Source organism: Zeimonas sediminis, from assembly GCF_023721795.1.
In the GTDB taxonomy this organism is placed as follows: domain Bacteria; phylum Pseudomonadota; class Gammaproteobacteria; order Burkholderiales; family Burkholderiaceae_E; genus Zeimonas; species Zeimonas sediminis.
Genome location: NZ_JAMQYE010000001.1, coordinates 198983 through 221717, shown reverse-complemented (window position 1 = coordinate 221717; position 22735 = coordinate 198983). Strand labels below are relative to the sequence as shown.

Annotated in this window: 14 protein-coding genes; 6 read left to right on the top strand and 8 right to left on the bottom strand. The window is 72.2% G+C overall.

The window, feature by feature from the left end; genetic code table 11:
• The first annotated feature begins 7 nt into the window (after positions 1–7).
• Both acnA and M6I34_RS01040 read left to right on the top strand, forming a co-directional pair.
• Positions 8–2710, top strand: a complete 2703-nt coding sequence (gene acnA / locus M6I34_RS01045) for an aconitate hydratase AcnA (RefSeq protein ID WP_272483864.1) — start codon at positions 8–10, stop codon at positions 2708–2710.
• Between the two features lie 96 nt (positions 2711–2806).
• Positions 2807–5134, top strand: coding sequence for a sensor domain-containing phosphodiesterase (locus M6I34_RS01040; protein WP_272483863.1), 2328 nt, complete (start codon positions 2807–2809; stop codon positions 5132–5134).
• Here M6I34_RS01040 and M6I34_RS01035 read toward each other — a convergent pair.
• The 7 genes from M6I34_RS01035 to M6I34_RS01005 form a co-directional block, all read right to left on the bottom strand.
• Complete coding sequence (locus tag M6I34_RS01035) at positions 5100–6485, bottom strand: TIGR04282 family arsenosugar biosynthesis glycosyltransferase (protein ID WP_272483862.1); 1386 nt, start codon at positions 6483–6485, stop codon at positions 5100–5102. The genes M6I34_RS01040 and M6I34_RS01035 overlap by 35 nt on opposite strands.
• A 16-nt stretch (positions 6486–6501) precedes the next feature.
• Positions 6502–7200 (bottom strand): TIGR04283 family arsenosugar biosynthesis glycosyltransferase, encoded by a 699-nt coding sequence (locus M6I34_RS01030; protein ID WP_272483861.1) that lies wholly within the window; start codon positions 7198–7200, stop codon positions 6502–6504.
• Positions 7201–7205: 5 nt separating this feature from the next.
• Positions 7206–8360 (bottom strand): FAD-dependent oxidoreductase, encoded by a 1155-nt coding sequence (locus tag M6I34_RS01025; protein ID WP_272483860.1) that lies wholly within the window; start codon positions 8358–8360, stop codon positions 7206–7208.
• Positions 8361–8419: 59 nt separating this feature from the next.
• A complete protein-coding gene (locus tag M6I34_RS01020; RefSeq protein WP_272483859.1) occupies positions 8420–8839 on the bottom strand; it encodes a VOC family protein in 420 nt (139 codons plus the stop codon).
• Between the two features lie 78 nt (positions 8840–8917).
• Positions 8918–10660 carry a Na/Pi cotransporter family protein gene (locus M6I34_RS01015; RefSeq protein ID WP_272483858.1) on the bottom strand — a complete coding sequence of 581 codons (1743 nt, stop codon included), beginning with the start codon at positions 10658–10660 and terminating at the stop codon, positions 8918–8920.
• 31 nt (positions 10661–10691) lie between these two features.
• Positions 10692–14387: a hydantoinase B/oxoprolinase family protein gene (locus M6I34_RS01010; RefSeq protein ID WP_272483857.1), complete on the bottom strand. Its 3696-nt coding sequence runs from the start codon at positions 14385–14387 to the stop codon at positions 10692–10694.
• 65 nt (positions 14388–14452) lie between these two features.
• Positions 14453–15013 (bottom strand): winged helix DNA-binding protein, encoded by a 561-nt coding sequence (locus M6I34_RS01005; RefSeq protein ID WP_272483856.1) that lies wholly within the window; start codon positions 15011–15013, stop codon positions 14453–14455.
• Positions 15014–15271: 258 nt separating this feature from the next.
• Here M6I34_RS01005 and M6I34_RS01000 point away from each other — a divergent pair, with 258 nt between their 5' ends.
• Together M6I34_RS01000 and pgi are read left to right on the top strand one after the other, a co-directional pair.
• Positions 15272–16723, top strand: a complete 1452-nt coding sequence (locus M6I34_RS01000) for an NAD(P)H-hydrate dehydratase (RefSeq protein ID WP_272483855.1) — start codon at positions 15272–15274, stop codon at positions 16721–16723.
• Positions 16724–16800: 77 nt separating this feature from the next.
• Positions 16801–18585 (top strand): glucose-6-phosphate isomerase, encoded by a 1785-nt coding sequence (pgi, locus tag M6I34_RS00995; RefSeq protein WP_272483854.1) that lies wholly within the window; start codon positions 16801–16803, stop codon positions 18583–18585.
• Here pgi and M6I34_RS00990 read toward each other — a convergent pair.
• A complete protein-coding gene (locus M6I34_RS00990) occupies positions 18554–19288 on the bottom strand; it encodes an ABC transporter ATP-binding protein (protein WP_272483853.1) in 735 nt (244 codons plus the stop codon). The two genes, pgi and M6I34_RS00990, sit on opposite strands and share 32 nt — an antisense overlap.
• Here M6I34_RS00990 and M6I34_RS00985 point away from each other — a divergent pair.
• Positions 19287–20021 carry an arylesterase gene (locus M6I34_RS00985; protein WP_272483852.1) on the top strand — a complete coding sequence of 245 codons (735 nt, stop codon included), beginning with the start codon at positions 19287–19289 and terminating at the stop codon, positions 20019–20021. The genes M6I34_RS00990 and M6I34_RS00985 overlap by 2 nt on opposite strands.
• An 89-nt stretch (positions 20022–20110) precedes the next feature.
• On the top strand, positions 20111–22705 hold the full coding sequence (acnD, locus tag M6I34_RS00980) for a Fe/S-dependent 2-methylisocitrate dehydratase AcnD (RefSeq protein WP_272486571.1): 2595 nt from the start codon (positions 20111–20113) through the stop codon (positions 22703–22705).
• The last annotated feature ends 30 nt before the right edge of the window (positions 22706–22735 follow it).

Genomic DNA, 22735 nt, shown 5'->3' with positions numbered 1-22735 from the left:
GTCATCCATGTCAACCAACGCGTTCAACACGCTGAAGGACTTCAAGCTGAAGTCCGGAAAGACCGGCAAGTTCCACTCGCTGCCGGCCCTGGCCCGCAAGTTCCCCAACGTCAAGCGGCTGCCGGTCTCGATCCGGATCGTCCTCGAATCGGTGCTGCGCAACTGTGACGGCAAGAAGGTCACGCAGGCGCACGTCGAGCAGCTGGCCAACTGGAAGCCCAACGACAAGCGCGTCGACGAGATCCCCTTCGTCGTGGCCCGCGTCGTGCTGCAGGACTTCACCGGCGTGCCGCTGCTGGCCGACCTGGCCGCGATGCGCGGCGTGGCCTCGCAGATGAAGCGCGACCCGAAGACGATCGAGCCGCTGGTGCCGGTCGACCTGGTGGTCGACCACTCGGTGATGATCGATCACTTCCGCGTCCCGAACGCGCTCGACATGAACATGAAGCTGGAGTTCCAGCGCAACGCCGAGCGCTACCAGTTCATGAAGTGGGGCATGCAGGCCTTCGACACCTTCAAGGTCGTGCCCCCCGGCATCGGCATCGTCCACCAGGTCAACCTCGAGTACCTGGCGCGCGGCGTGCACAAGAACAAGGACGGCGTCTTCTACCCCGACTCGCTGGTCGGCACCGACAGCCACACCACGATGATCAACGGCATCGGCGTGGTCGGCTGGGGCGTGGGCGGCATCGAGGCCGAGGCGGGCATGCTCGGCCAGCCGGTCTACTTCCTGACCCCCGACGTCGTCGGCGTGCACCTGAAGGGCAAGCTGCGCGAGGGCTGCACCGCCACCGACCTGGTGCTCACCATCACCGAGATGCTCCGCCGCGAGAAGGTGGTCGGCAAGTTCGTCGAGTTCTTCGGCGAGGGCACCCGCTCGCTGGCCGTGCCCGATCGCGCGACGATAGCCAACATGGCGCCCGAGTACGGCGCCACGATGGGCTTCTTCCCGGTGGACGAGAAGACGATCGACTACTTCGAGGGCACCGGCCGCACGAGGGACGAGATCGACGCGCTCGAGAGCTACTTCAGGGCGCAGGGCCTGTTCGGCGTGCCCAAGGCCGGCCAGGTCGACTACTCCAAGGTGCTCGAGCTCGACCTGTCGACGGTCGCCCCGTCGCTGGCCGGCCCGAAGCGCCCGCAGGACCGGATCGAGATCGGCAAGGTCAAGGACACCTTCGCCGACCTGTTCTCGAAGCCGGTGGCCGAGAACGGCTTCAACAAGAGCGCGGAGGACCTGGGCAAGACCTACAAGACCAGCGCCGGCACCGATCTGCGCAACGGCGACGTGCTGATCGCCGCGATCACCTCCTGCACGAACACGTCGAACCCCGGCGTGCTGCTCGCGGCCGGCCTGCTGGCCAAGAAGGCGGTCAAGCTGGGCCTGACGGTCAAGCCGCACGTGAAGACCTCGCTGGCCCCGGGCTCGCGCGTCGTCACCGAGTACCTCGAGCGCGCCAAGCTGCTGCCCTACCTGGCCGAGCTCGGCTTCAGCGTGGCGGCCTACGGCTGCACCACCTGCATCGGCAACGCCGGCGACCTGACGCCCGACATCAACGAGGCGATCACGGCGAACGACATGGTCTGCGCCGCGGTGCTGTCGGGCAACCGGAACTTCGAGGCGCGGATCCACCCGAACCTTCGCGCGAACTTCCTGGCCTCGCCGCCGCTGGTCGTCGCCTACGCGATCGCCGGCAACGTCAACGTCGACCTGATGACCGAGCCGATCGGCAAGGACAAGAAGGGCCGCGACGTGTTCATCGGCGACGTCTGGCCGACCACCGAAGAGATCCACGCGCTGATGAAGTACGCGATGGACCCGCGGACCTTCAAGCGCCTGTACTCCGACCTGACCAAGGACCACGTGCTGTGGAACAAGGTGCCGTCGGCGTCGGGCCAGGTCTACGACTGGCCGAAGTCGACCTACATCGCCGAGCCGCCCTTCTTCGACGGTTTCGCGCTGCAGCCGGGCAACTTCGACTCGTCGATCCGCGGCGCCCGCGCGCTGGGCCTGTTCGGCGACTCGATCACGACCGACCACATCTCGCCGGCCGGCTCGATCAAGGAGAACTCGCCCGCGGGCCAGTACCTGATCGCCAACGGCGTGGGCAAGGCCGACTTCAACTCGTACGGCGCCCGGCGCGGGAACCACGAGGTGATGATGCGCGGCACCTTCGCCAACGTCCGGATCAAGAACCTGATGATCCCGGCCCGGGCCGACGGCAGCCGCGAGGAAGGCGGCGTGACGCTGCACCAGCCCACCGGCGAGAAGATGTTCATCTACGACGCCGCGATGCGCTACATCGAGGAGGGCACGGCCACCGTGATCTTCGGCGGCGAGGAGTACGGCACCGGCTCGTCGCGCGACTGGGCGGCCAAGGGCACCCAGCTGCTGGGCGTGAAGGCAGTCGTGGCCCGCAGCTTCGAGCGGATCCACCGCTCGAACCTGGTCGGCATGGGCGTGCTGCCGCTGCAGTTCAAGGGCAAGGACTCTTGGGAGTCGCTCGGGATCGTCGGCGACGAGCAGTTCGACATCCACGTGCCCGCCGACCTGAAGCCGCAGCAGGACATCCGGATGACGATCACCCGCAAGGACGGATCGACGAAGGAAGTGACGCTGCTGTCGCGGATCGACACGCCGATCGAGGTCGACTACTACCGCCACGGCGGCATCCTGCCCTACGTGCTGCGCGAGCTGCTGGCCGCGTAAGGAGCGGGGGCGCCGGTTTCCCCGGCGCCCCCTTCCCCCTTCCCCCTCCCGCCCTTTACACTCTCCGGATCCCTCCAGACCCCGGACCCCCCGCCGTTGTTTCGCGCCGACCCAGCCCCGACGCCGGACGCCAGACGCCCGCAAGCGCCTGCGGACAGCCGTCCGCCGGAGGGCCCCGGCGCCGCGCCCGGAGGCATCGCGCTGGCGCTCGCGGTGCTGGCCATCGCTTTCCTGGGTTGCCTGATCGCCCGGCTGGTCTCGCCGCCCGCCCCCGGCGTGCTGCTGGTGTGGCCCGCCGCGGGCGTCGCGCTCGCCTTCGCGTGGCGCGGCGGCGCGCGCTGGGTGCTGCCGGCCGCCGCCGGCGCGGCGCTGTGGGCCTGGGTCGACACCGCGCTCGCCGGGCCGACGCTGGCGGCCTTCGCCGCGACCGCCGCGGGCCCGGCCCTGGCCGTGCGCCTGATGCGCCAGCTGGGAGACTGGAAACCTGCGGACTTCCGCCTCGACGCATCGGTCAGGTTCGCGATGCTCGTGCTGCTGGTGGCCGCGCCGCTCGACGCGCTGATCGCCGCGATCGGCCTGCCCCCCTCGATCGCCGGGGCCGACGCGGGCGCGGCCCAGCGCTTCGCGGTGTGGTGGCTGATCGATGCGCTCGGCATGCTCCTGGTCGCCCCTGCGCTTCTCGCCTGGTTCGGCAACGGCGAGGGCTCGCTCGCGGCGCCCGGCTCGCCTTCCGCCGAGCGCGCCTCGCGCCTGGTCGCGCCCGACTCGCTGGCGATCGTCGCCACGCTGGCCATGGGCGCGGTGAGCGCGGCACTCGCTGCCCTGGGCCACCCGGGCTTTTCCCACGCGCTGCTCTTCCTCTACTTCCCTATCGTGGCCTGGACCGCGATCCGCTGCGACGAGCACGCCACCGCGCTGACCCTGCTCGTGACCGGCCTGCCCTTGCTGGCGCTGCGCGCCTGGCAGACTTCCGCCGCCGGGGTGCCCGCCAGCGAGGCGCTCGATGCGCCGCTGCTGCTGGGTTGCGCGGTCATCGTCGCGCTGATGCTGCAGGCGACGGCCGCCGACCGGCGCTTCGCGCTGGCGCGCGTTGCCCGCCAGGCACGCGAGGACATGTCGACCGGCCTGCTCAACGACCGCGGCCTGATCGCCGAGGTCGGCGAGCGCCTGGCCACGCCGGGGCGACCCGACTACGGCCTGATCGGCCTGCACCTGACGAACTTCGACACGCTCAACGACCTCTGTGGCGCGCTGCCGGCGATGCAGCTCGAGCAGGACATCGCGGCCGTGCTGCAACGGCAACCGGGGCTGCGGGCCGCGGCGCGCCTGTCGGCCGGCCGCTTCGCGCTGCTCGTCGAGGCCGATTCGGTCGCGCGGGTGCGCGCGATCGCCCGCGAGCTCTACTCGCAGTTCAACGGCCAGCTGTTCCGAACCGAGCACGGCAGCGTCCGGCTGCAGATGTGCGTGGGCGGGCTGCTGGTCGATCGCCACGCGCAGATCGACAGCGAGGACTGCCTGGTCTCGATGTCCGACGCGCTGGCGATCGCGGCGAGCGTGCGCGAGCCCCAGCTCTTCGTCGAGCCGCTGTCGCAGACGATGATCGACGCGCGCCGCTCGCACCAGACCCGGATCGAGCAGATCCGCGAGGCGATCCGCGACCAGCGATTCGCGCTGCACGCGCAGCCGATGGTCGACCCCGAGGCGCCGCCCGGCAAGCTGTCCTACGAGGTGCTGCTGCGCCTGCTCGACCGCGATGGCGCGCTGATCAGGCCGCCCGAGTTCCTTTCGCTGGCGGGCCAGGCCCAGATGACCCCGGCCATGGACCGCGGCGTGATCCGCTCGGTGTTCGCCTGGCTCGCCGCGCACCCGGAAGCCCTCGCCCGCACCTGGAAGTGCTCGATCAACCTGTCCGGGCTGACGATGAGCGACGGCACGATCGCCGGTTTCATCCGCGAGCAACGTGCCGTGCACGGCATCCCGGCCGAGCTGATCGTGTTCGAGATCACCGAGAGCGAGGCGATCCGCAACCCGGCGGCCGCGTCCCGGCTGGTCGACGACCTGAAGGCCGAGGGCTTCGGCATCGCGCTCGACGACTTCGGCACCGGGCTGGCCACCTTCGAGTACCTGAAGCGCTTCCCGCTCGACTACCTGAAGATCGACGGCTCGTTCATCCGCAACCTGACCACCAGCCCGATCGACGAGGAGATCGTGCTGTCCACGGTGCGGGTGGCGCAGCGGCTCAACGTGCGCACCGTCGCCGAGCACGTCCACAGCCGCGAGGTGCTCGACCGCGTCACCGAGCTCGGCATCGCCCATCTGCAGGGCAACCTGATCGGGAGCCCCTGTCCTCTCGCCGAGATCTTCGACACCACGCCCGCCGGCGAGCCGCTCACCGAAGAGTCAGGTCCGCGAACCAGGTCCTGAACCGGCCGCCGCCCTGGTCGCTGTCGGCGCCCACGGCCACCGCGGCAAGCGGGGCCATGCCCGGACCGTACTCCTGCCCGAAGCACGCCGCGAAGTCGCGGCGGACGTCGCGCCTTTCCTCGTACCACACGCCGGACCGCGCGGCCGGCCTGGCGACGATCATCCGGACGCGCGAGGTGAACGGCGACTCGATCGGGCGGCCCGGGTCGTCGCCGGCGTGCAGCAGGTAGCAGATCGTGGCGGCGGGGACCTGCTCGCCGCGGAACGCGCCGGCAAGGCTCAGCGCCATCCGCTGCGAAAGCGGGACCCGTTCGAGCGGATAGTCGAACATCAGGTAGATGCGCGCCGCGAAGTCGTCGCCCCCGCGCTCGCCTAGCCGGCTGGCGATCGGAAAGCCGTCGACGCGCCAGCGCCATGCGAGCCCGGCCGCCGCGGCCCCGGGCTCGAGCGGGTGCGCCCAGGCCGATGCCGAAGCTTCCGACTCGATCAGCAGGTGGCGCTCCCCTTCCCTTTCCGAGATCACCGCCCGGTTGGGCGTCACCCCCGAAACGCGGCGCTCCTGCCACGGCACGGCCGGCGGGCCGCCCGGGGCCATCTCCGAGAAGCGCGCGATCCTCGCGCTGGCAGGCTGCGTTCGCCCGCGGCGCGGCGCGAGCGCGCCCGCCAGCGCGACCACCGCACCCGCCGACAGCAAGCCGCGGCGACTTTCGAAAGCCTCGAGGGCCTGCGAGCGCGCCAGGTCGACCGGCTCGTCGACGTCCCATACGGTCCGCAACTCCGACCAAGACAGCCCGGCGGCCCGCAGGCGCTCGCGAGTCTCCGCCATCACGGTCGGCCCGCCCCAGGCGATCGACGCGAAGGCCTGCGGCGCGTCGCGCCGGCAGCCGACCAGCGCGTAGCCGCCGTCCTCGGTCGGGGCGAAGACCGCGTCGTGGCCGGCGAGCGCCTCGAAGGCGGCGCGCAGGTCCCCGGGCGTCAGGCAAGGGGCGTCGCAACCGATCAGCACCGGCAGGCAGCCCTCGGCAAGCGCGCGCGACAGCGCCTCTCGCATCCGCTCGCCGAGGTCGGGCCCGCGTTGCGCCGACAGGATCGCCCCGTGGGCCCGCGCCAGCGCCGCGCACTCGCCGTCGCCATCCTCTCCGGCGATGCAGAGTTCGAGCGAATCGACTCCGACGGACGCGGCGGTGGCGAGCGCGCGAGCAAGCATCCGGCGGTACGCCGCGAGCGCCGCTTCGTCGCCGATCCCGGCGGCCAGGCGCGTCTTGACCTGCCCGAGCCGCGGCACGCGGGCGAAGACGATCAGCCGGCGCCCGGCCGGCAGCGGCGGCACTTCGCGCGGCGCGGCGCTCATGCCCGGCTGCGCCGGTTCATGCCCGCCCCCTGCGACGCCCGTAATAGCGCGCATGCAGCCAGTCGGGCGAGGCACCCAGGAAGTACAGCGCGCGCCACCACCACATCCCGACGATCGTTCGCAGCGCGCCGCGCGCCTGCCAGCGCCGGGCCGATACCGCCACCCGCTCGCGCAGGCAGGCAGGCGGCCCGGCGACACGCTTGAGCCGCCGGCTGATCTCGATGTCCTCCATCAGCGCGATCGGCGGGAAGCCGCCGACTCGCCGCCAGGCGGCACGCGCCACGAAGATCGCCTGGTCGCCGGTGCAGATGCCGCTGAGCCGCGAGCGCAGGTTCATCATCGCGCCGACGATCGCGAGCAGACGGCCCGGGGCATCGAGGGACACGTCGAAACGCCCCCAGTGACGCGCGGCGAGGCTTGCGCGCAGCGCTGCGGCCCAGCCTTCGGGCAGGCGCGTGTCGGCGTGCAGGAACAGCAGGACCTCGCCCGAGGCGACTGCCGCGCCGGCATTCATCTGCGCGGCGCGCCCCCTGGCGGCGTCGGTCACGAGCTTCGCGCCGGCCGCGCGCGCCAGCTCCACGGTGGCGTCGGCGCTGCCTCCGTCGACCACGATCACCTCGTCGGCCTCGCGCAGCGCCGGGCGCAGCGCGGCGACGATGCCGGCCGCCTCGTTCAGCGCCGGCACCACGACCGAGATCCGGAGCGCGCCCGCCATCCTCGTCAGCCCCGTCCGGCGGAAGCCTGGCCGCCGCTCCGGAAGCGCGCGATGAAGCGCCGGTCGATGTCGTCCTTCCAGCGCCAGGCCCATGCGCCGGCCGCGGCGAGGGGGCCGCGGATCGCGATCGCGCTGCCGTCGCAGCGGTTGAGCAGCGCCAGCGCGCGACGCTGCGCGCGGTAAGGCGCCGCATCGCTTCCGCGCGCGATCGACTCCGCGAGCGCCGGTCCCTGCCGCAGCGCGTGCACGCCGGAGCGCGGCACCCGCTGGTCGACGAAGCTGGCGCAGTCGCCGCTGGCCCACACGCCGTCGGACGAGACCGAGCGCAGGCGGGAGTCGACGGCGATCCCGCCGTCGGGCGCCACCGCCACGCCGTGGCGGCGCGCCGCTGCGCCCAGCCACGCCGGCGGCTCGGCACCCGTGGCCAGCAGCGCGAAACCGTACTCGACCCTTTTCCGCCCGCCCGCGGTCTCGAAGACCAGCGCGCCGTGCTCTCGCCCGACCAGGCGGTGCCCGGCGAGCACCTTCACCCCCGCCCGCTGCAGCGAGCGCGCGGCCAGCCAGGCGCCGATGCGCGACTGGCCTTCGAGGACTCCGGCCCCGGCGGTGCACAGCAGGACCGTCGAGCCGGCCAACGACGCCTCGCGGGCGGCGCGGCTCGCCAGCGCGAAGGCCAGCTCGACCCCGGCCGCGCCGGCGCCGACCACGACCAGGCTGCGCGCCCCGGGGGCCCGCTCGAGGGCGGCGAGCCAGGCCTCCCAGGTCTCGGTGAAAAGCGCGAAGGGCTTCGCGCCCACGACCCCGATCGGGTCGCCGGTCCCGGGCGGCAACGGAATCGCCGAGCCGACGTTGATCGAAAGCTCCGAATAGTCATGCCCGCCGCCGCGCGCGTCGATCACGCAGCGCTGGTCGAAGCGGATGTCGATCGCTTCGGCCTCGATCCATTCGACGCCCAGGCGCTCGCAGTGGGCGCGCAGGTCGATCGCGCAGTCTTCGAAGCGGTACTGGCCGGCCATCCAGCCGGGCATCATCCCCGAGTAGAGCAGCCGGCGCGAAGGTGCCAGCAGGCTGACGTGCCGGCGCGGCTGGAGCGCGCGCAGCCGCTCGAGCGCGGCCAGGTGGGTGTGGCCGCCGCCGAGCAGCAGAAGGCGTCCGCTCACGCAGCGTCCCGCTCAGCCGGGCGCCGCGCGGCTCGCGGACCGGCGAGCGCGCGCGCCGGTCACTTCGCGAACAGCGACGCGATGTCGCGGAAGGCCTTGAACTCCAGCGCGTTGCCCGACGGATCGAGGAAGAACATCGTGGCCTGCTCGCCCACCTGGCCCTTGAAGCGCACGTGCGGCTCGATCACGAAGGACACGCCGGCCGCCTTCAGGCGATCGGCGAGCGCGTGCCAGTCGTCCATCGGCAGCACGACGCCGAAATGGCGCACCGGTACCTGGTCGCCGTCGACCGCGTTGGTCGCGGCCTGCCGGGCCTCGTCGGGCGCGAGGTGCGCGACGACCTGGTGGCCGTAGAGATCGAAATCCACCCACTCGTCGGAGCTTCGCCCCTCGGGGCAACCGAGCAGGTCGCCGTAGAAGGCGCGCGCCGCGGCGAGATCGTGGACGGGAAACGCGAGATGGAAGGGATGCACGGCCATGGCTTCGAGGAGGACGAGGAGGAGCGTGACGGGAAGGAACTCGGCCCGCACGCGACGGCGGGGTCCGAGACCCGCCGATTATCGCAGAGCCGGATCGGCGCCATCGCGCGCCGATGGCGCGGGCTCGGCCAGCGCGGCGACGATGCTCCCGCCCTGCTCGACGGCCTCGGACGGCTGCCGGGGCGGCAGCCCCCGATCCGGCTCCTCGTCGGGATGGCGGATCTGCCGCAGCACGATCGCCGCGTGCACCGCCTGGTCCGCCAGCCGCCAGGTGAGCCTGGCCCCGCGCAGGACGCGGTCCATCTCGACGATCGGCAACTGGCCGAGGGCGCCGGCCTCGAGCAGCCGCTCCTTGGTTTCCAGGTAGTCGCGGTGCAGCCGCGCCAGCGTGTCGTCGCCCGCCAGCCCCGGGTCGGGCCCGTCCGGCCTCGCGCATCGGTCGATCGCCGCGGCGGCATCGTCGACGAAGGCCGCCAGCGCCCCGCCGACTGTCTCGGGAGCCGGGGCGCCGCGCTCGGCGTGCGCGGCGTCGAGGTGCTCGGCGGCCTCGACCGTGGTCTCCAGGTAGCGCGAGGCGTAGAGCATCCGCGTGATCCGCGCGGCGACGTCGCCCGGCATTGACTCGCGATTGACCAGCGTGACGAAATCACCGAATGCGTGGTCGAGCCCGCGAAGGGCCTCGATCTCGCGGGCGAGCGGCAAGCGCCCCGGCTCCGCGCCGCGCGCCCGCAGTGCCCGCAGCGCGATGCCCCAGGTCATCGCCGCCATCCGGTCGAGCTCCCGTCCCATCGCATCGAGCGCGAGCTGGGGAACGGCGGCCGCGTGGCGGTCCAGGAAGCGCGGGCGCGAAGCGTCCTCCTCGGCGCTGCGAAAGCGCCTCTCGAGGAAGCTCGACAGGCGGTCCGCGATCGGCCACACGAAGATCACCCCGGCCACGTTGAACAGCGTGTGGAACAGCGCCAGCACCGCGGCGGGCTCCTCGCCGATCCCGGTCGCCGCGCCGAGGGCCAGGATCGCGTCGACCAGCCAGGGCAGGGCCGCGATCGCCGCCGCGGCGGTCAGCAGGTTGAAGACCACATGGGCCGCCGCCGCGCGCTTCGCGTTCGGCGTGGCGCCCATTGCAGCCAGCAGCGCCTTCACCGTGGTGCCGACGTTCGCACCGATCACCACCGCGGCCGCGTCGTGCAGGCCGATCGAGAGCCCCTGGGCGGCGCTGAGCGCCACGGCGATCGCGGCGCTGGACGACTGCATCAGCACGGTGAGCAGCGCGCCCGCGATCACGTGGGCGACCGTGTTCAGCGGCTCCCCCATTCCCTGCGGCAGCGCGAAGGCCTGGCCCTGGCCGGCGAAGCCCTGCTGGAGGGTCGCGATCCCGATGAACAGGACGCCGAAGCCGGCCAGCGTGACCCCGAGCGCGCCGCGCCGCCCCTTCGGATCGCTCAGCCTGAGCAGCATCCCGGCGCCGACCAGCGGCAGCGCGAGCGCCTCGACCTTCAGCGAAAGGCCGACCAGCGCCACCAGCCAGCCGGTCATCGTCGTGCCGACGTTCGCCCCGAACAGTACCCACATCGACTGGCGCAGGTTCAGCAGGCCCGCGTTGACGAAGCCGATCGCGGCCATCGTGACCGCGCTCGACGACTGCACGACTGCGGTCACCAGCATCCCCGACGCGAGGCCCCGCAGCCTGGTGCCGGTGAAGCGCGCGAGGATGCGCTGCAAGGCCGGCCCGGCCGCGGTCTTGAGCCCGTCGGTCATCAGCCACATCCCGAGCAGGAACAGGCCGATGCCGCCGGCTATGCCGCCGAGCGTGGCGAGCGTCATCGCGGATCCTGCCTCGCGCGGAGCGCCGGCCTCAGGAGCCGGCGGGCTCCCCGAATCCGCCGCCGCCCGGCGTCTCGACGACGAAGACGTCGCCGGCCGCGAGTTCGGCCTTGTCGGCGTGGCCGAGCTCCTCGACCCGGCCGTCCGACCGCACGACGTAGTTGCGGCCCGGCGCGCCCGGTTGCCCGCCCGCCGCCCCGAAGGCCGGGTGGACCCGGCCGTTGGACAGGATCGACGCGGTCATCGGCTCGAGGAAGCGGACCCTGCGGATGCCGCCGTCGCCGCCGCGCCAGCGCCCGGCGCCGCCGGACCCCGCGCGGATCTCGTAGCTCTCGAGCCGCACCGGGAAGCGCAGCTCGAGCACCTCGGGGTCGGTCAGCCGCGAGTTGGTCATGTGCGTCTGCACGACCGCGGTGCCGTCGAAACCGCCGACCAGCCTGCCCTTCTCGTCGAACGTGCCGCCCGCCCCCGAGCCGCCGGAGATCGTCTCGTAGTACTGGTAGCGGGCATTGCCGAAGGTGAAGTTGTTCATCGTCGGCGTGCCCGAGGCCATCACGCCGAGCGCCCCGTACAGGCAGTTGGTGATGCACATCGAGGTCTCGACGTTGCCGGCCACGACCGCCGCCGGATGGCGCGGATTGAGCATCGTGCCCTCGGGAACGATCACCGTGATCGGCTTCAGGCAGCCGGCGTTCATCGGGATCTCGTCGTCGACCAGCGTGCGGAACACGTACAGCACCGCGGCCATCGTGACCGCGAGCGGCGCGTTGAAGTTGTTCGGCAGCTGCTGCGAGGTGCCGCTGAAGTCGATCGTGGCGCTGCGGCTCGCATGGTCCACGGTGATCCTCGCGCGGATCGTCGCGCCGTTGTCCAGCGGCAGCGCGAACTCGCCGTCCTTCAGCGCGCCGATCACGCGGCGCACCGACTCCTCGGCGTTGTCCTGCACGTGGCCCATGTAGGCCATGACCACATCGAGTCCGAACTGCCTGACCATCTTCAGCAGCTCCTCTCGGCCCTTCTCGTTGGCCGCGATCTGGGCGCGCAGGTCGGCGATGTTCTGGTCCGGGTTGCGGGCCGGGTACTTCGCCGACGACAGCGCGTCGCGCAGCGCCTGCTCGCGGAAGTTGCCCCCCTGGACCAGGTGGAAGTCGGTGAGCAGCACGCCCTCTTCGTCGATCGTGCGGCTGTCGGGCGGCATCGAGCCCGGCGTGATGCCGCCGATGTCGGCGTGGTGGCCGCGCGAGCCGACGTAGAACAGGATCTTCTCGCCGGCCTCGTCGAAGACCGGCGTGATCACGGTCACGTCGGGCAGGTGCGTGCCGCCGGCGTAGGGGTCGTTCAGCACGTAGACGTCGCCGGGCGCGAGCGGCGCCTTCGGCGGCTCGGCGCCTTCCTGGGCCACGTGCTCGCGAATGATCGCCTGCACGCTGGCGCCCATCGACCCGAGATGCACCGGCATGTGCGGCGCGTTGGCCACCAGGTTGCCCTGCGAGTCGAACACCGCGCAGGAGAAGTCGAGCCGCTCCTTGATGTTGACCGAGTGCGCGGTGTTCTGCAGCCGGTAGCCCATCTGCTCGGCGATCGACATGAACAGGTTGTTGAAGATCTCGAGCATCACCGGATCGGCGTCGGTGCCGACCGCGACCCGCTTCGGGCGCGCGAGGTAGCGCGCCAGCACCAGGTCGCCGCGCTCGCTCATCTCGGCGCGCCAGCCGGGCTCGACGATCGTGGTCGCGGTGGCCTCGACGACGATGGCCGGCCCGTCGATCCTGGCGCCGGCCGGGATCGCCTCGCGCCGGTACATCGGCGTGTCGTGCCAGTCGCCGCCGGAGAACATCCGGACCGAGGCCTCGGGGTTCGCGGCGCCGGCACCGCCGGTGGTCGGCGCCTTCGCCCCGGCCGCCGCGTCGAGCGCGTCCTCGGGCGAGGCGCCCAGCACCTCGACGACCGCCGATTCGACGATCAGCGCGCGGTCGGGAAGCAGGAACGCGAATCGCTGCCGGTAGGCGCGCTCGAAGGCATCGCGCAGCTCGGCGATCGTGCCCCACGACACGGCCAGCGCGGTGTCCGTGCCCTGGTAGCGGATCATCGCGCGGCGGATCGCGCGCAGCTGCCGCGCGGGCTCGCCCTGGGCGACCAGCTCGTCGCGACCGGCCGCCTCGAGCTCGTCGAGCACGCGCTCGGCCTCGGCGTGGCCGTCGGCGTCGAGCACCTTCTCGACCGAGCGCTCGCGCATCGCCACCTGCTCGGCCAGGCCCATGCCGTAGGCCGACAGCACGCCGGCCAGCGGATGGGCGAGCACGGTCGGCATCGCCAGCGCATCGGCCACCAGGCAGGCGTGCTGGCCGCCGGCGCCCCCGAAGGTGGTCAGCGTGTACTTGGTGACGTCGTAGCCGCGCTGCACCGAGATCTTCTTGATCGCGTTGGCCATGTTCGCCACCGCGATGTCGATGAAGCCCTGGGCCACCTCCTCCGGCTGCATCTTCCGGCCGGTCGCGGCCTCGATCTCGGCGGCCAGCGCGGCGAACTTCTCGCGCACCACGCCGGCATCGAGCGGCTGGTCGCCGTCCGGGCCGAACACCGCCGGGAAGAACGAAGGCTGGATCTTGCCGAGCATCACGTTCGCGTCGGTGACCGTGAGCGGGCCGCCGCGCCGATAGCAGGCGGGGCCCGGGTTCGCCCCCGCCGAATCGGGGCCGACCCGCATCCGCGCGCCGTCGAAGAACAGGATCGAGCCGCCGCCGGCCGCGACCGTGTGGATGCTCATCATCGGCGCGCGCATCCGCACGCCGGCCACCTGCGTGTCGAGCTCGCGCTCGAACTCGCCGGCGTAGTGCGAGACGTCGGTCGAGGTGCCGCCCATGTCGAAGCCGATGATCCGGTCGAAGCCGGCCGCGCTGCTGACCCGCGCCATGCCGACGATGCCGCCGGCCGGGCCCGACAGGATCGAGTCCTTGCCCTGGAAGGTGCGCGCGTCGGTGAGGCCGCCGTTGGACTGCATGAACTGCAGCTTCACGCCCTCCATCGCCCCGGCGACCCGGTCGACGTAGCGGCGCAGGACCGGCGACAGGTAGGCGTCGACGACCGTCGTGTCGCCTCGCGGCACGAAGCGGATCAGCGGCGAGACCTCGTGCGAGACCGAAATCTGCGTGAAGCCGACCTCGCGCGCGATCGCGGCCAGCCGCCGCTCGTGATCGGTGTGGCGATAGCCGTGCATCAGCACGATCGCGATCGCGCGCAGCCCCGCATCGTGGGCCTTGCGAAACGCGTCGCGCGCGCCGGCATCGTCGAGGGGAACGACGACCTCGCCGCTCGCCGAGATCCGCTCGTCGACCTCGACCACGTCGCGATAGAGCAGCTCGGGCAGCACGATGCGGCGCTCGAACAGCTTCGGCCGGTTCTGGAAGGCGATCCGCAGCGCGTCGCGAAAGCCCCGGGTGACGACCAGCAGCAGCGGCTCGCCCTTTCGCTCGAGCAGCGCGTTGGTGGCGACCGTTGTGCCCATCTTCACCGCCTCGACCCGCTCGGGCGAGACCGGCTCGCCCGCCTTCAGGCCGAGCAGGCGCCGGATGCCCTCGACCGCCGCGTCGGCGTAGAGCTCCGGGTTCTCCGACAAGAGCTTGGCGGTCTGCAGCGAGCCGTCGGGCCGCCGCGCGACGATGTCGGTGAAGGTGCCGCCGCGGTCGATCCAGAACTGCCAGCGCGCGTCGTGGTCGGGGCTCGTCATCGTAGGGGTTCCTGTGTGGTTCGTTCGGTTCGTCGAAAGTCCGGGGAACGGCGGTCGGCGCCTCGTCAGAGCGAAGCCGCGGCTCGCGCCGCCTGGTCGTAGAGGCCGGACAGCGCCCGGAGGATTCCGGCCAGCTCGGCGAGCCCCGGGGCGACATTGCCGCTGCCGCCCGCCGCCCCGAGTCCGTCGGCGGCGCTCGCCAGCAGGCAGCGATCACGCACCCGCCGGTAGCGTTCCACCGTTTCGCGCCCTGCCTTCGTCGTCGACCACAGGGCCTCCTTGCCGACCTTCTCGCTGCTCACCAGCCCAAGGCCGGCGAGCTTTCGCAGGGCATAGGACACCACGTGCGTGTCCTCGTAGTTCAGGGTGAAGCAGATGTCGGCGAGCTTCTTGGCCCGTTCCCGGTGATGCACGTGGTGCAGCACCAGCACGTCGGTCACGGTCAGGTCGGGCACCCCGGCAGCGGCCATGCAGCGGACGATCCAGCGGTCGAAGGCGTGGCCGGCCACGATCAGTCCGAACTCGAGCTCGGACAGGCCGGCCCAGTCCCCGTCTGCCAGGTGCGAGGAGGAGAGGATCGGTCTTTCGGAAGCCGGCCTGCTCCCCGGGGCGGTTCGCGAGTCCATCAGGCGGATCTCTCTTCAGGAAGACATCGCATGTAAAACATATACGTTTTACAGCCAGTTTGCACCAACCGAGCGCTCCAGGCAAGCGCCGCGCCGTGAAGCCGTGCTCGGCTATGCTTGCGCTGATCCCGCAACCGTTTCACGCCGTCTCGACCCAGCATGCGCCGAGCCCCGCCTCCCGAGCACCCCCTGCTGCGAACGGCCTCCATTCGTGCGCTCGAGCGGGAAGCCCTCTCGCGAAGCGCGCCCGGCGAACTGATGGCCAGGGCCGCGACCGCGGTGGCCGATGCGGCGGAGCGACTGGCGCGCGGGCTGCCGGCGGGCACGCCGATCCACGCTTTCTGCGGACCGGGCAACAACGGCGGCGACGCGCTGCTGGCCGCGATCCTCCTCAGGGAGCGCGGCTTCGCGGCGCGCGCCTTCGAGCTGTCGGGCGCGTCCGCGGGCGTCAATCCTCCGGCCGACACGGCCAGGGTCCGCGCGCTGGCGGCGCGCATGGGCATGACGCCCTCGCTCGTCGCCTCGGACGCGGCGTTGCGGGAAGCCCTCGCCTCGGGGCCGGCCGCCGCGCAGCCCCCGCTGGTGCTCGACGGGCTGTTCGGGATCGGGCTCGCCCGCCCCCTGGCGGGTCTCGCGGAAGCTTACTGCCGGGCGCTGGCCGATGCGGGCGCGACGGTGGTCGCGATCGACGTCCCCAGCGGGATCGACGCCGATACCGGCGCGGTCGTAGGCGGGCCGGCAGGGGCGGCCGTCGGCGCGACGCTCACCGTCACGATGATCGCGGACAAGCCCGGCTTGCGCACCGGCGCCGCGGTCGATCACGCTGGCCGCATCGAGGTCGCCACGCTCGGCATCGACGCCGGGCGCGTCGCCAGGGATCGCGACGGCCGTCTCTTCGGCCGGGACGACGCCGCCGCGCTGCTGCCTGCGCGCCCCCTCGACAGCAGCAAGGGCAACTTCGGCGCGGTGCTGGTGGTGGGCGGGGCGAGCGGCATGGCCGGGGCCGCGCTGCTCGCCGGCCGCGGGGCCCTGTGCGGCGGCGCCGGCAAGGCCTGGATCGCCGCGCCGGACGGGCCCGTCTTCGACCCCGGACAGCCGCAGCTGATGACGAGGCAGGCCGATGCCCCCTTCGACACCCGCGCGACGATCGTGGCCGGATGCGGGCTGGGCACCGGCGCGCGGGCCGAGGCCCTGCTGCAGAGAGTGCTCGACAGCGGACTGCCGGCGGTCCTCGACGCGGATGCCTTGAACCTGCTGCCACGCCTGTCGGCCGGACGGGGTTCCGCATCCCTCGTGCTGACCCCGCACCCGCTCGAAGCTGCCCGCCTCGTGGGCTGCGAGGTTTCCGAGATCCAGGCCGACCGGATCGGCGCCGCCTGCACGATCGCCGAGGCCCGGCGCGCCACCGTGGTGCTGAAGGGCGCGGGAACCGTCGTCGCGGATCCGGGCGGCGAGTGGGCGATCGTCGACGCGGGCGGCCCCGCGCTCGCGACCGCCGGCACCGGCGACGTGCTCGCGGGGCTGATCGGCGGCCTGATCGCGCAGGGAATGAGCGCGCGGGACGCCGCCCTGCTCGCGTGCTGGGCGCACGGCGAAGCCGCTGACCGCTGGACCCTCGACCTCGGGCGGGGGGCCGGCCTCTCGGCGGCGGAGTTGCCCGCACTGATCCGCGCGGCCCTCGCCGGGCTGGCCCGAAGCGGCCGCGACTGACGTACGGCACGACGGGGCCGTCGAACGCTGCGACCGGCTGCTGACACCCTGCGGGCGCCGCGCTTACACTGCCGCCCATGCACGCCGACACCCGAATCGCAGGCGGTTTCGCAGGCGACAGCCCACTCCCTGCATCCGACGAGGCCGCTCTGGCCGCCGCCTGGAAGCGCGTCGAAACCCTCTCGGCCGAGCACCGCGAGGCCGACATCGAGGCGCTCTTCGAAATGGAGCCGGACAGGCTCCGGCGCTTCGTTGCCGAAGCCGGCGGACTGCGCCTGGACATCAGCCGCAACCGCCTGCCGCGGGCGGCGCTCGACGCGCTCGTCGGCCTCGCGGAGGCTGCCGGGGTCGCCGACTGGCGGGATGCCATGTTCGACGGCCGCCTGGTGAACAACACCGAGGGCCGGGCGGTGCTGCACGTCGCGCTGCGCGCCCGGACGAGCGCGGGCAGCCGCGCCGCGGCGCAGGCCGCCCCGGCCGGCGGGCCCGCCCGCGACAGGCTCGCCGCGCCGCTGCGCGTCGGCGACGAGGACATCCGCCTGGCGATCCGCGACACGCTGTCCCGGATGCGCGCATTCTCGGAATCTGTCAGGGAGGGACGCTGGCGCGGCGCCACCGGCCGCCCGATCACCGACGTCGTCAATGTCGGCATCGGCGGATCGCAGCTCGGCCCCGAGCTGGTGTGCCAGGCGCTGGCCCACCGCGCCCATCGGCGGATCCGCGTGCACTTCCTGTCGAACGTGGATCCGGATGCCTGGCGCCGGCTGGCCGCTGGCCTGGACCCGGCCACGACGCTGGCCGTGGTGGCCTCCAAGAGCTGGCGCACCCAGGAGACCGCATTGAACGCGTCGGCGGTCCGGGACTGGATGCTGGCCGCCGGGGTGGCCCCGCAACTGCTGCGCCGGCACTTCGTCGGCGTCACCGCCAATCCCGAGGGCGCCCGCTCCTTCGGCCTCGGCGACGAGGCGATCTTCCCGTTCGGCGACTGGGTCGGCGGCCGGTATTCGCTGTGGTCGGCGATCGGCCTGCCCGCGATGCTGTCGATCGGCCCGGACGCCTTCGACGAGATGCTGGCCGGCGCCCACGCGATGGACCGGCATTTCGCCGACGCACCGCTCCGCGAGAACGCGCCGGTCCTGCTTGCGCTGGCGTCCCTGTGGAACGGCATGGTGCATCCCGGCGGCACCGAGGCGGTCGTACCCTATTGCGCCGCGCTGGCCAGGCTGCCGGCCTGGCTTCAACAGCTGCAGATGGAGAGCAACGGCAAGCGCGTCGACCGCGACGGCCGGCCGGTCGCTCGCGACACGGCGACCGTCTGCTGGGGAGAGCCCGGCACCGACGCGCAGCACTCGTTCTTCCAGGCGCTCCACCAGGGCACCCGGATCCACCCGGTGGACTTCGTCATCGCCCTGCCTTGCGTCGCGGCGGGCGGGGAACGCGGCCCGGCCGCCGGTCCGGACCATGCCGATCCCGGCGCCGCCGCCCGTGCCACTGCGCTGGTCGCCAACGCGATCGCCCAGGCAGAGGCGCTGATGCGCGGCCGCAGGCCCGATCCGGCCGATCCGCTCGGCTCCCATCGGCAGTGTCCGGGCAACCGGCCGTCGAACACGATCCTGCTCGAGGCGCTCACGCCGGCCAGCCTGGGCGCGCTGCTGGCGCTCTACGAGCACAAGACCGCGGTGCTCGGCTGGCTGTGGCGGATCGACTCCTTCGACCAGTGGGGCGTGGAGCTGGGCAAGACGCTGGCCGCCGGCATCGAGCCGCTCCTGTCGGGCGATGCGTCGCCGCCCGAGTCGCTCAGCGCACCGTCGCGCGCGCTGCTCGAGCGGATCAGGTCGATTCGCGCGCGAACGCCGGGCTGACGGACTGCCGCCACGTCGCGGCGCCCGCCTGCTCCGCCTGGTGCAGCCGCCCGCCGGCCAGCGTGAGCCGCATCGAGCAGCGATCGGCCAGCTGCGGATCGTGGGTGACCAGCACCAGCGTGGCGCCCGCCTCGCGGTTCAGCTCGAAGAGCAGTTCGATCACCCGCTCGCCTGTCGCCGAGTCGAGGCTGCCGGTCGGCTCGTCGGCGAACAGCAGCCGCGGCCTGGGCGCGAAGGCCCTGGCGATCGCGACCCGCTGCTGCTCGCCGCCCGAAAGCGTGCGCGGATAGTGGCCCAGCCGGTCGCCGAGCCCGACCCGCTTCAGCAGCTCGCGCGCCCGCTCGGCCGCGCGACGGTCGCCGGCGAGCTCGAGCGGCAGCATCACGTTCTCGAGCGCGGTCATCTGCGGCAGCAGCTGGAAGGACTGGAAGACGAAGCCCAGGTTGCGGGCGCGCCAGGCCGCCCGCGCGTCCTCGTCGAGCTCCAGGATCCTCTCGCCGAAGATCGAGACGCTGCCGCCGGTGGCAAGGTCGAGCCCGGCCAGCAGACCCAGCAGCGTAGACTTGCCCGAGCCCGAGGCCCCGACGATCGCGACCGTGGCCCCGGCCTCGACCTCGAAACTCAGGTCGTCGAGGATCGTGAGCCAGCCGTCCGCATCGCGGACCCGGCGGGTCAGGTGTTCGACGACGATTGCAGCAGGCATGAAAAGGACTATCCGGAAAGAGGCACGAAGGCAGTGGGTACGCGCTGCCGCCAGTTTACTTACGTTGGGCGCTGGCGCCTCGATCGCGGGCGGCATCGGCGCGGCCCTGGCCGCCGGCGCCGGCCGGCCGGCGGCGCCGGCCTCCGCGAACGCGGCGGGCAACGGCGCGGCGCTGCGAACCTTGCTGGTGCTCGGCGACAGCCTGTCTGCCGAATACGGCCTGGCGCGCGGCACCGGCTGGGTCGCACTGCTCGAGAAGCGGCTCGCCGAACGGGCGCCGGGCTGGAACGTTGTCAATGCCAGCATCAGCGGCGAGACCACTGCGGGTGGCGCGACCCGGATTTCGAGCCTGCTCGAGAAGCACGAGCCGGCCGCGGTCGTCGTCGAGCTCGGCGGCAACGACGCGCTGCGCGGGCTGGACCTGAACGCCACCCGGCGCAACCTCGAACGGATGGTCGGCGCGTCGCAGAAGGCCGGCGCCAAGGTGCTGCTGCTCGGGATGCAGGTGCCGCCGAACTACGGAAAGGCCTACACCGACGCGTTCGCGCAGATCTTCGTCGACGTCGCGAAGGCCCATCGGACCCCGCTGGTGCCTTTCTTCCTCGAAGGCGTGGCCGACGACATGGCCCTGTTCCAGCCCGACCGGATCCACCCGAACGGCCAGGCGCAGCCGCGGATGCTCGAAAACGTCTGGCCGGCGCTCGAGCCGCTGCTCCGGGCGGCCCGCCGATAGCGGGGCCCCTGCCGATTCGTCGCACGAGCCGTGCAGGGGCTCCCGCATGCCCGACTGCAAGAGGGCTCTGGGATAAAATCGGCGGCATGATGAATACCGCCTACCGCACCCGCCTGCCCGGCACCGAACTCGACTACTTCGACGCCCGCGCGGCGGTCGACGCGATCCGGCCCGGCGCCTGGGACAAGCTCCCTTACACCTCGCGCGTGCTCGCCGAGAACCTGGTCCGCCGCTGCGATCCGGCAACGCTCGAGGACTCGCTGAAGCAGCTGATCGAGCGCAAGCGCGACCTGGACTTCCCGTGGTTCCCGGCCCGCGTGGTCTGCCACGACATCCTGGGCCAGACCGCGCTGGTTGACCTTGCCGGCCTGCGCGACGCGATCGCCGACCAGGGCGGCGACCCGGCCCAGGTGAACCCGGTGGTGCCGGTGCAGCTGATCGTCGACCACTCGCTCGCGGTGGAGTGCGGCGGCTACGACCCCGACGCCTTCGAGAAGAACCGCGCGATCGAGGACCGCCGCAACGAGGACCGCTTCCACTTCATCGACTGGACGAAGAAGGCCTTCGAGAACGTCGACGTGATCCCGCCGGGCAACGGGATCATGCACCAGATCAACCTGGAGAAGATGTCGCCGGTGATCCAGGTGCGCGACGGCGTCGCCTTCCCCGACACCTGCGTGGGCACCGACAGCCACACGCCGCACGTCGACGCGCTGGGCGTCATCGCGATCGGCGTCGGCGGCCTCGAGGCCGAGAACGTGATGCTGGGCCGCGCCTCGTGGATGCGCCTGCCCGACATCGTCGGCGTCGAGCTCACCGGCAAGCCGGGCCCCGGCATCACGGCAACCGACGTGGTGCTCGCGCTCACCGAGTTCCTTCGCAAGCAGAAGGTGGTCGGCGCCTACCTCGAGTTCCGCGGCGAGGGCGCGGCGGCGCTCACGCTGGGCGACCGCGCGACCATCTCGAACATGGCGCCCGAGTACGGCGCCACCGCGGCGATGTTCTTCATCGACGGCCAGACGATCGACTACCTGAAGCTCACCGGCCGCGACGACGAGCAGGTGAAGCTGGTCGAGCTGTACGCGAGGCACACCGGGCTGTGGGCCGACGCGCTGGCCCACGCCGAGTACGAGCGCACGCTTCACTTCGACCTGTCCAGCGTGGTGCGCAACATGGCCGGGCCGTCGAACCCGCACGCGCGGGTGGCCACCGCCGACCTGGCCGCCAAGGGCATCGCCGGCAAGTGGGAGGAAGTCCCCGGCCAGATGCCGGACGGGGCGGTGATCATCGCCGCCATCACCAGCTGCACGAACACCAGCAATCCGCGCAACGTGATCGCCGCCGGCCTGCTGGCGCGCAACGCCAACAAGTACGGCCTGGCCCGCAAGCCCTGGGTCAAGACCTCGCTGGCCCCCGGCTCGCGCGTGGTGGCCGAATACCTGAAGGAAGCCGGCCTGACCGACGAGCTCGAGAAGCTCGGCTTCGGCATCGTGGCCTTCGCCTGCACCACCTGCAACGGCATGTCCGGCGCGCTCGACCCGAAGATCCAGCAGGAGATCGTCGACCGCGACCTGTACGCGGTGGCGGTGCTGTCTGGCAACCGCAACTTCGACGGCCGCATCCATCCCTACGCCAAGCAGGCCTTCCTGGCCTCGCCGCCGCTGGTGGTCGCCTACGCGATCGCCGGCACGATCCGCTTCGACATCGAGAAGGACGTGCTCGCGGTGGTCGACGGCAAGGATATCCGCCTGAAGGACCTCTGGCCCAGCGACGAGGAGATCGACGCGGTGGTCCGGGCCTCGGTGAAACCCGAGCAGTTCCGCAACGTCTACACGCCGATGTTCGCGCTGAAGAAGGACAGCGGCGAGAAGGTCAGCCCGCTGTACGACTGGCGCCCGCAGAGCACCTACATCCGCCGCCCGCCCTACTGGGAAGGCGCGCTGGCCGGCGAGCGCACGCTCAAGGGCATGCGCCCGCTGGCGGTGCTCGGCGACAACATCACCACCGACCACCTGTCGCCGTCGAACGCGATCATGCTCGACAGCGCGGCCGGCGAGTACCTGGCGAAGATGGGCCTGCCCGAGGAAGACTTCAACTCCTACGCGACCCACCGCGGCGACCACCTCACCGCGCAGCGCGCCACCTTCGCGAACCCCAAGCTGGTCAACGAGATGGCCGTCGTCGACGGCAAGGTCAGGCAGGGGTCGCTCGCCCGCGTCGAGCCCGAGGGCACAGTGATGCGGATGTGGGAGGCGATCGAGACCTACATGAACCGCCGCCAGCCGCTGATCATCGTGGCCGGGGCCGACTACGGCCAGGGCTCCTCGCGCGACTGGGCGGCCAAGGGCGTGCGGCTGGCGGGCGTCGAGGCGATCGTGGCCGAGGGCTTCGAGCGCATCCACCGAACCAACCTTATCGGCATGGGCGTGCTGCCGCTCGAGTTCCAGCCGGGCACGACCCGCAAGACGCTGGGCATCGACGGCACCGAGACCTTCGACGTGGTCGGCGAGCGCACGCCTCGCGCGACGCTCACGCTGGTCGTCCGCCGCAAGAGCGGCGAAGAGCTCGAGGTGCCGGTCACCTGCCGGCTCGACACCGCCGAGGAGGTCTCGATCTACGAGGCCGGCGGCGTGCTGCAGCGCTTCGCGCAGGACTTCCTCGAGTCCTCGAAGAAGGTCGCCTGAACGGCGACTGCTGCCCCGGCATTCCACATC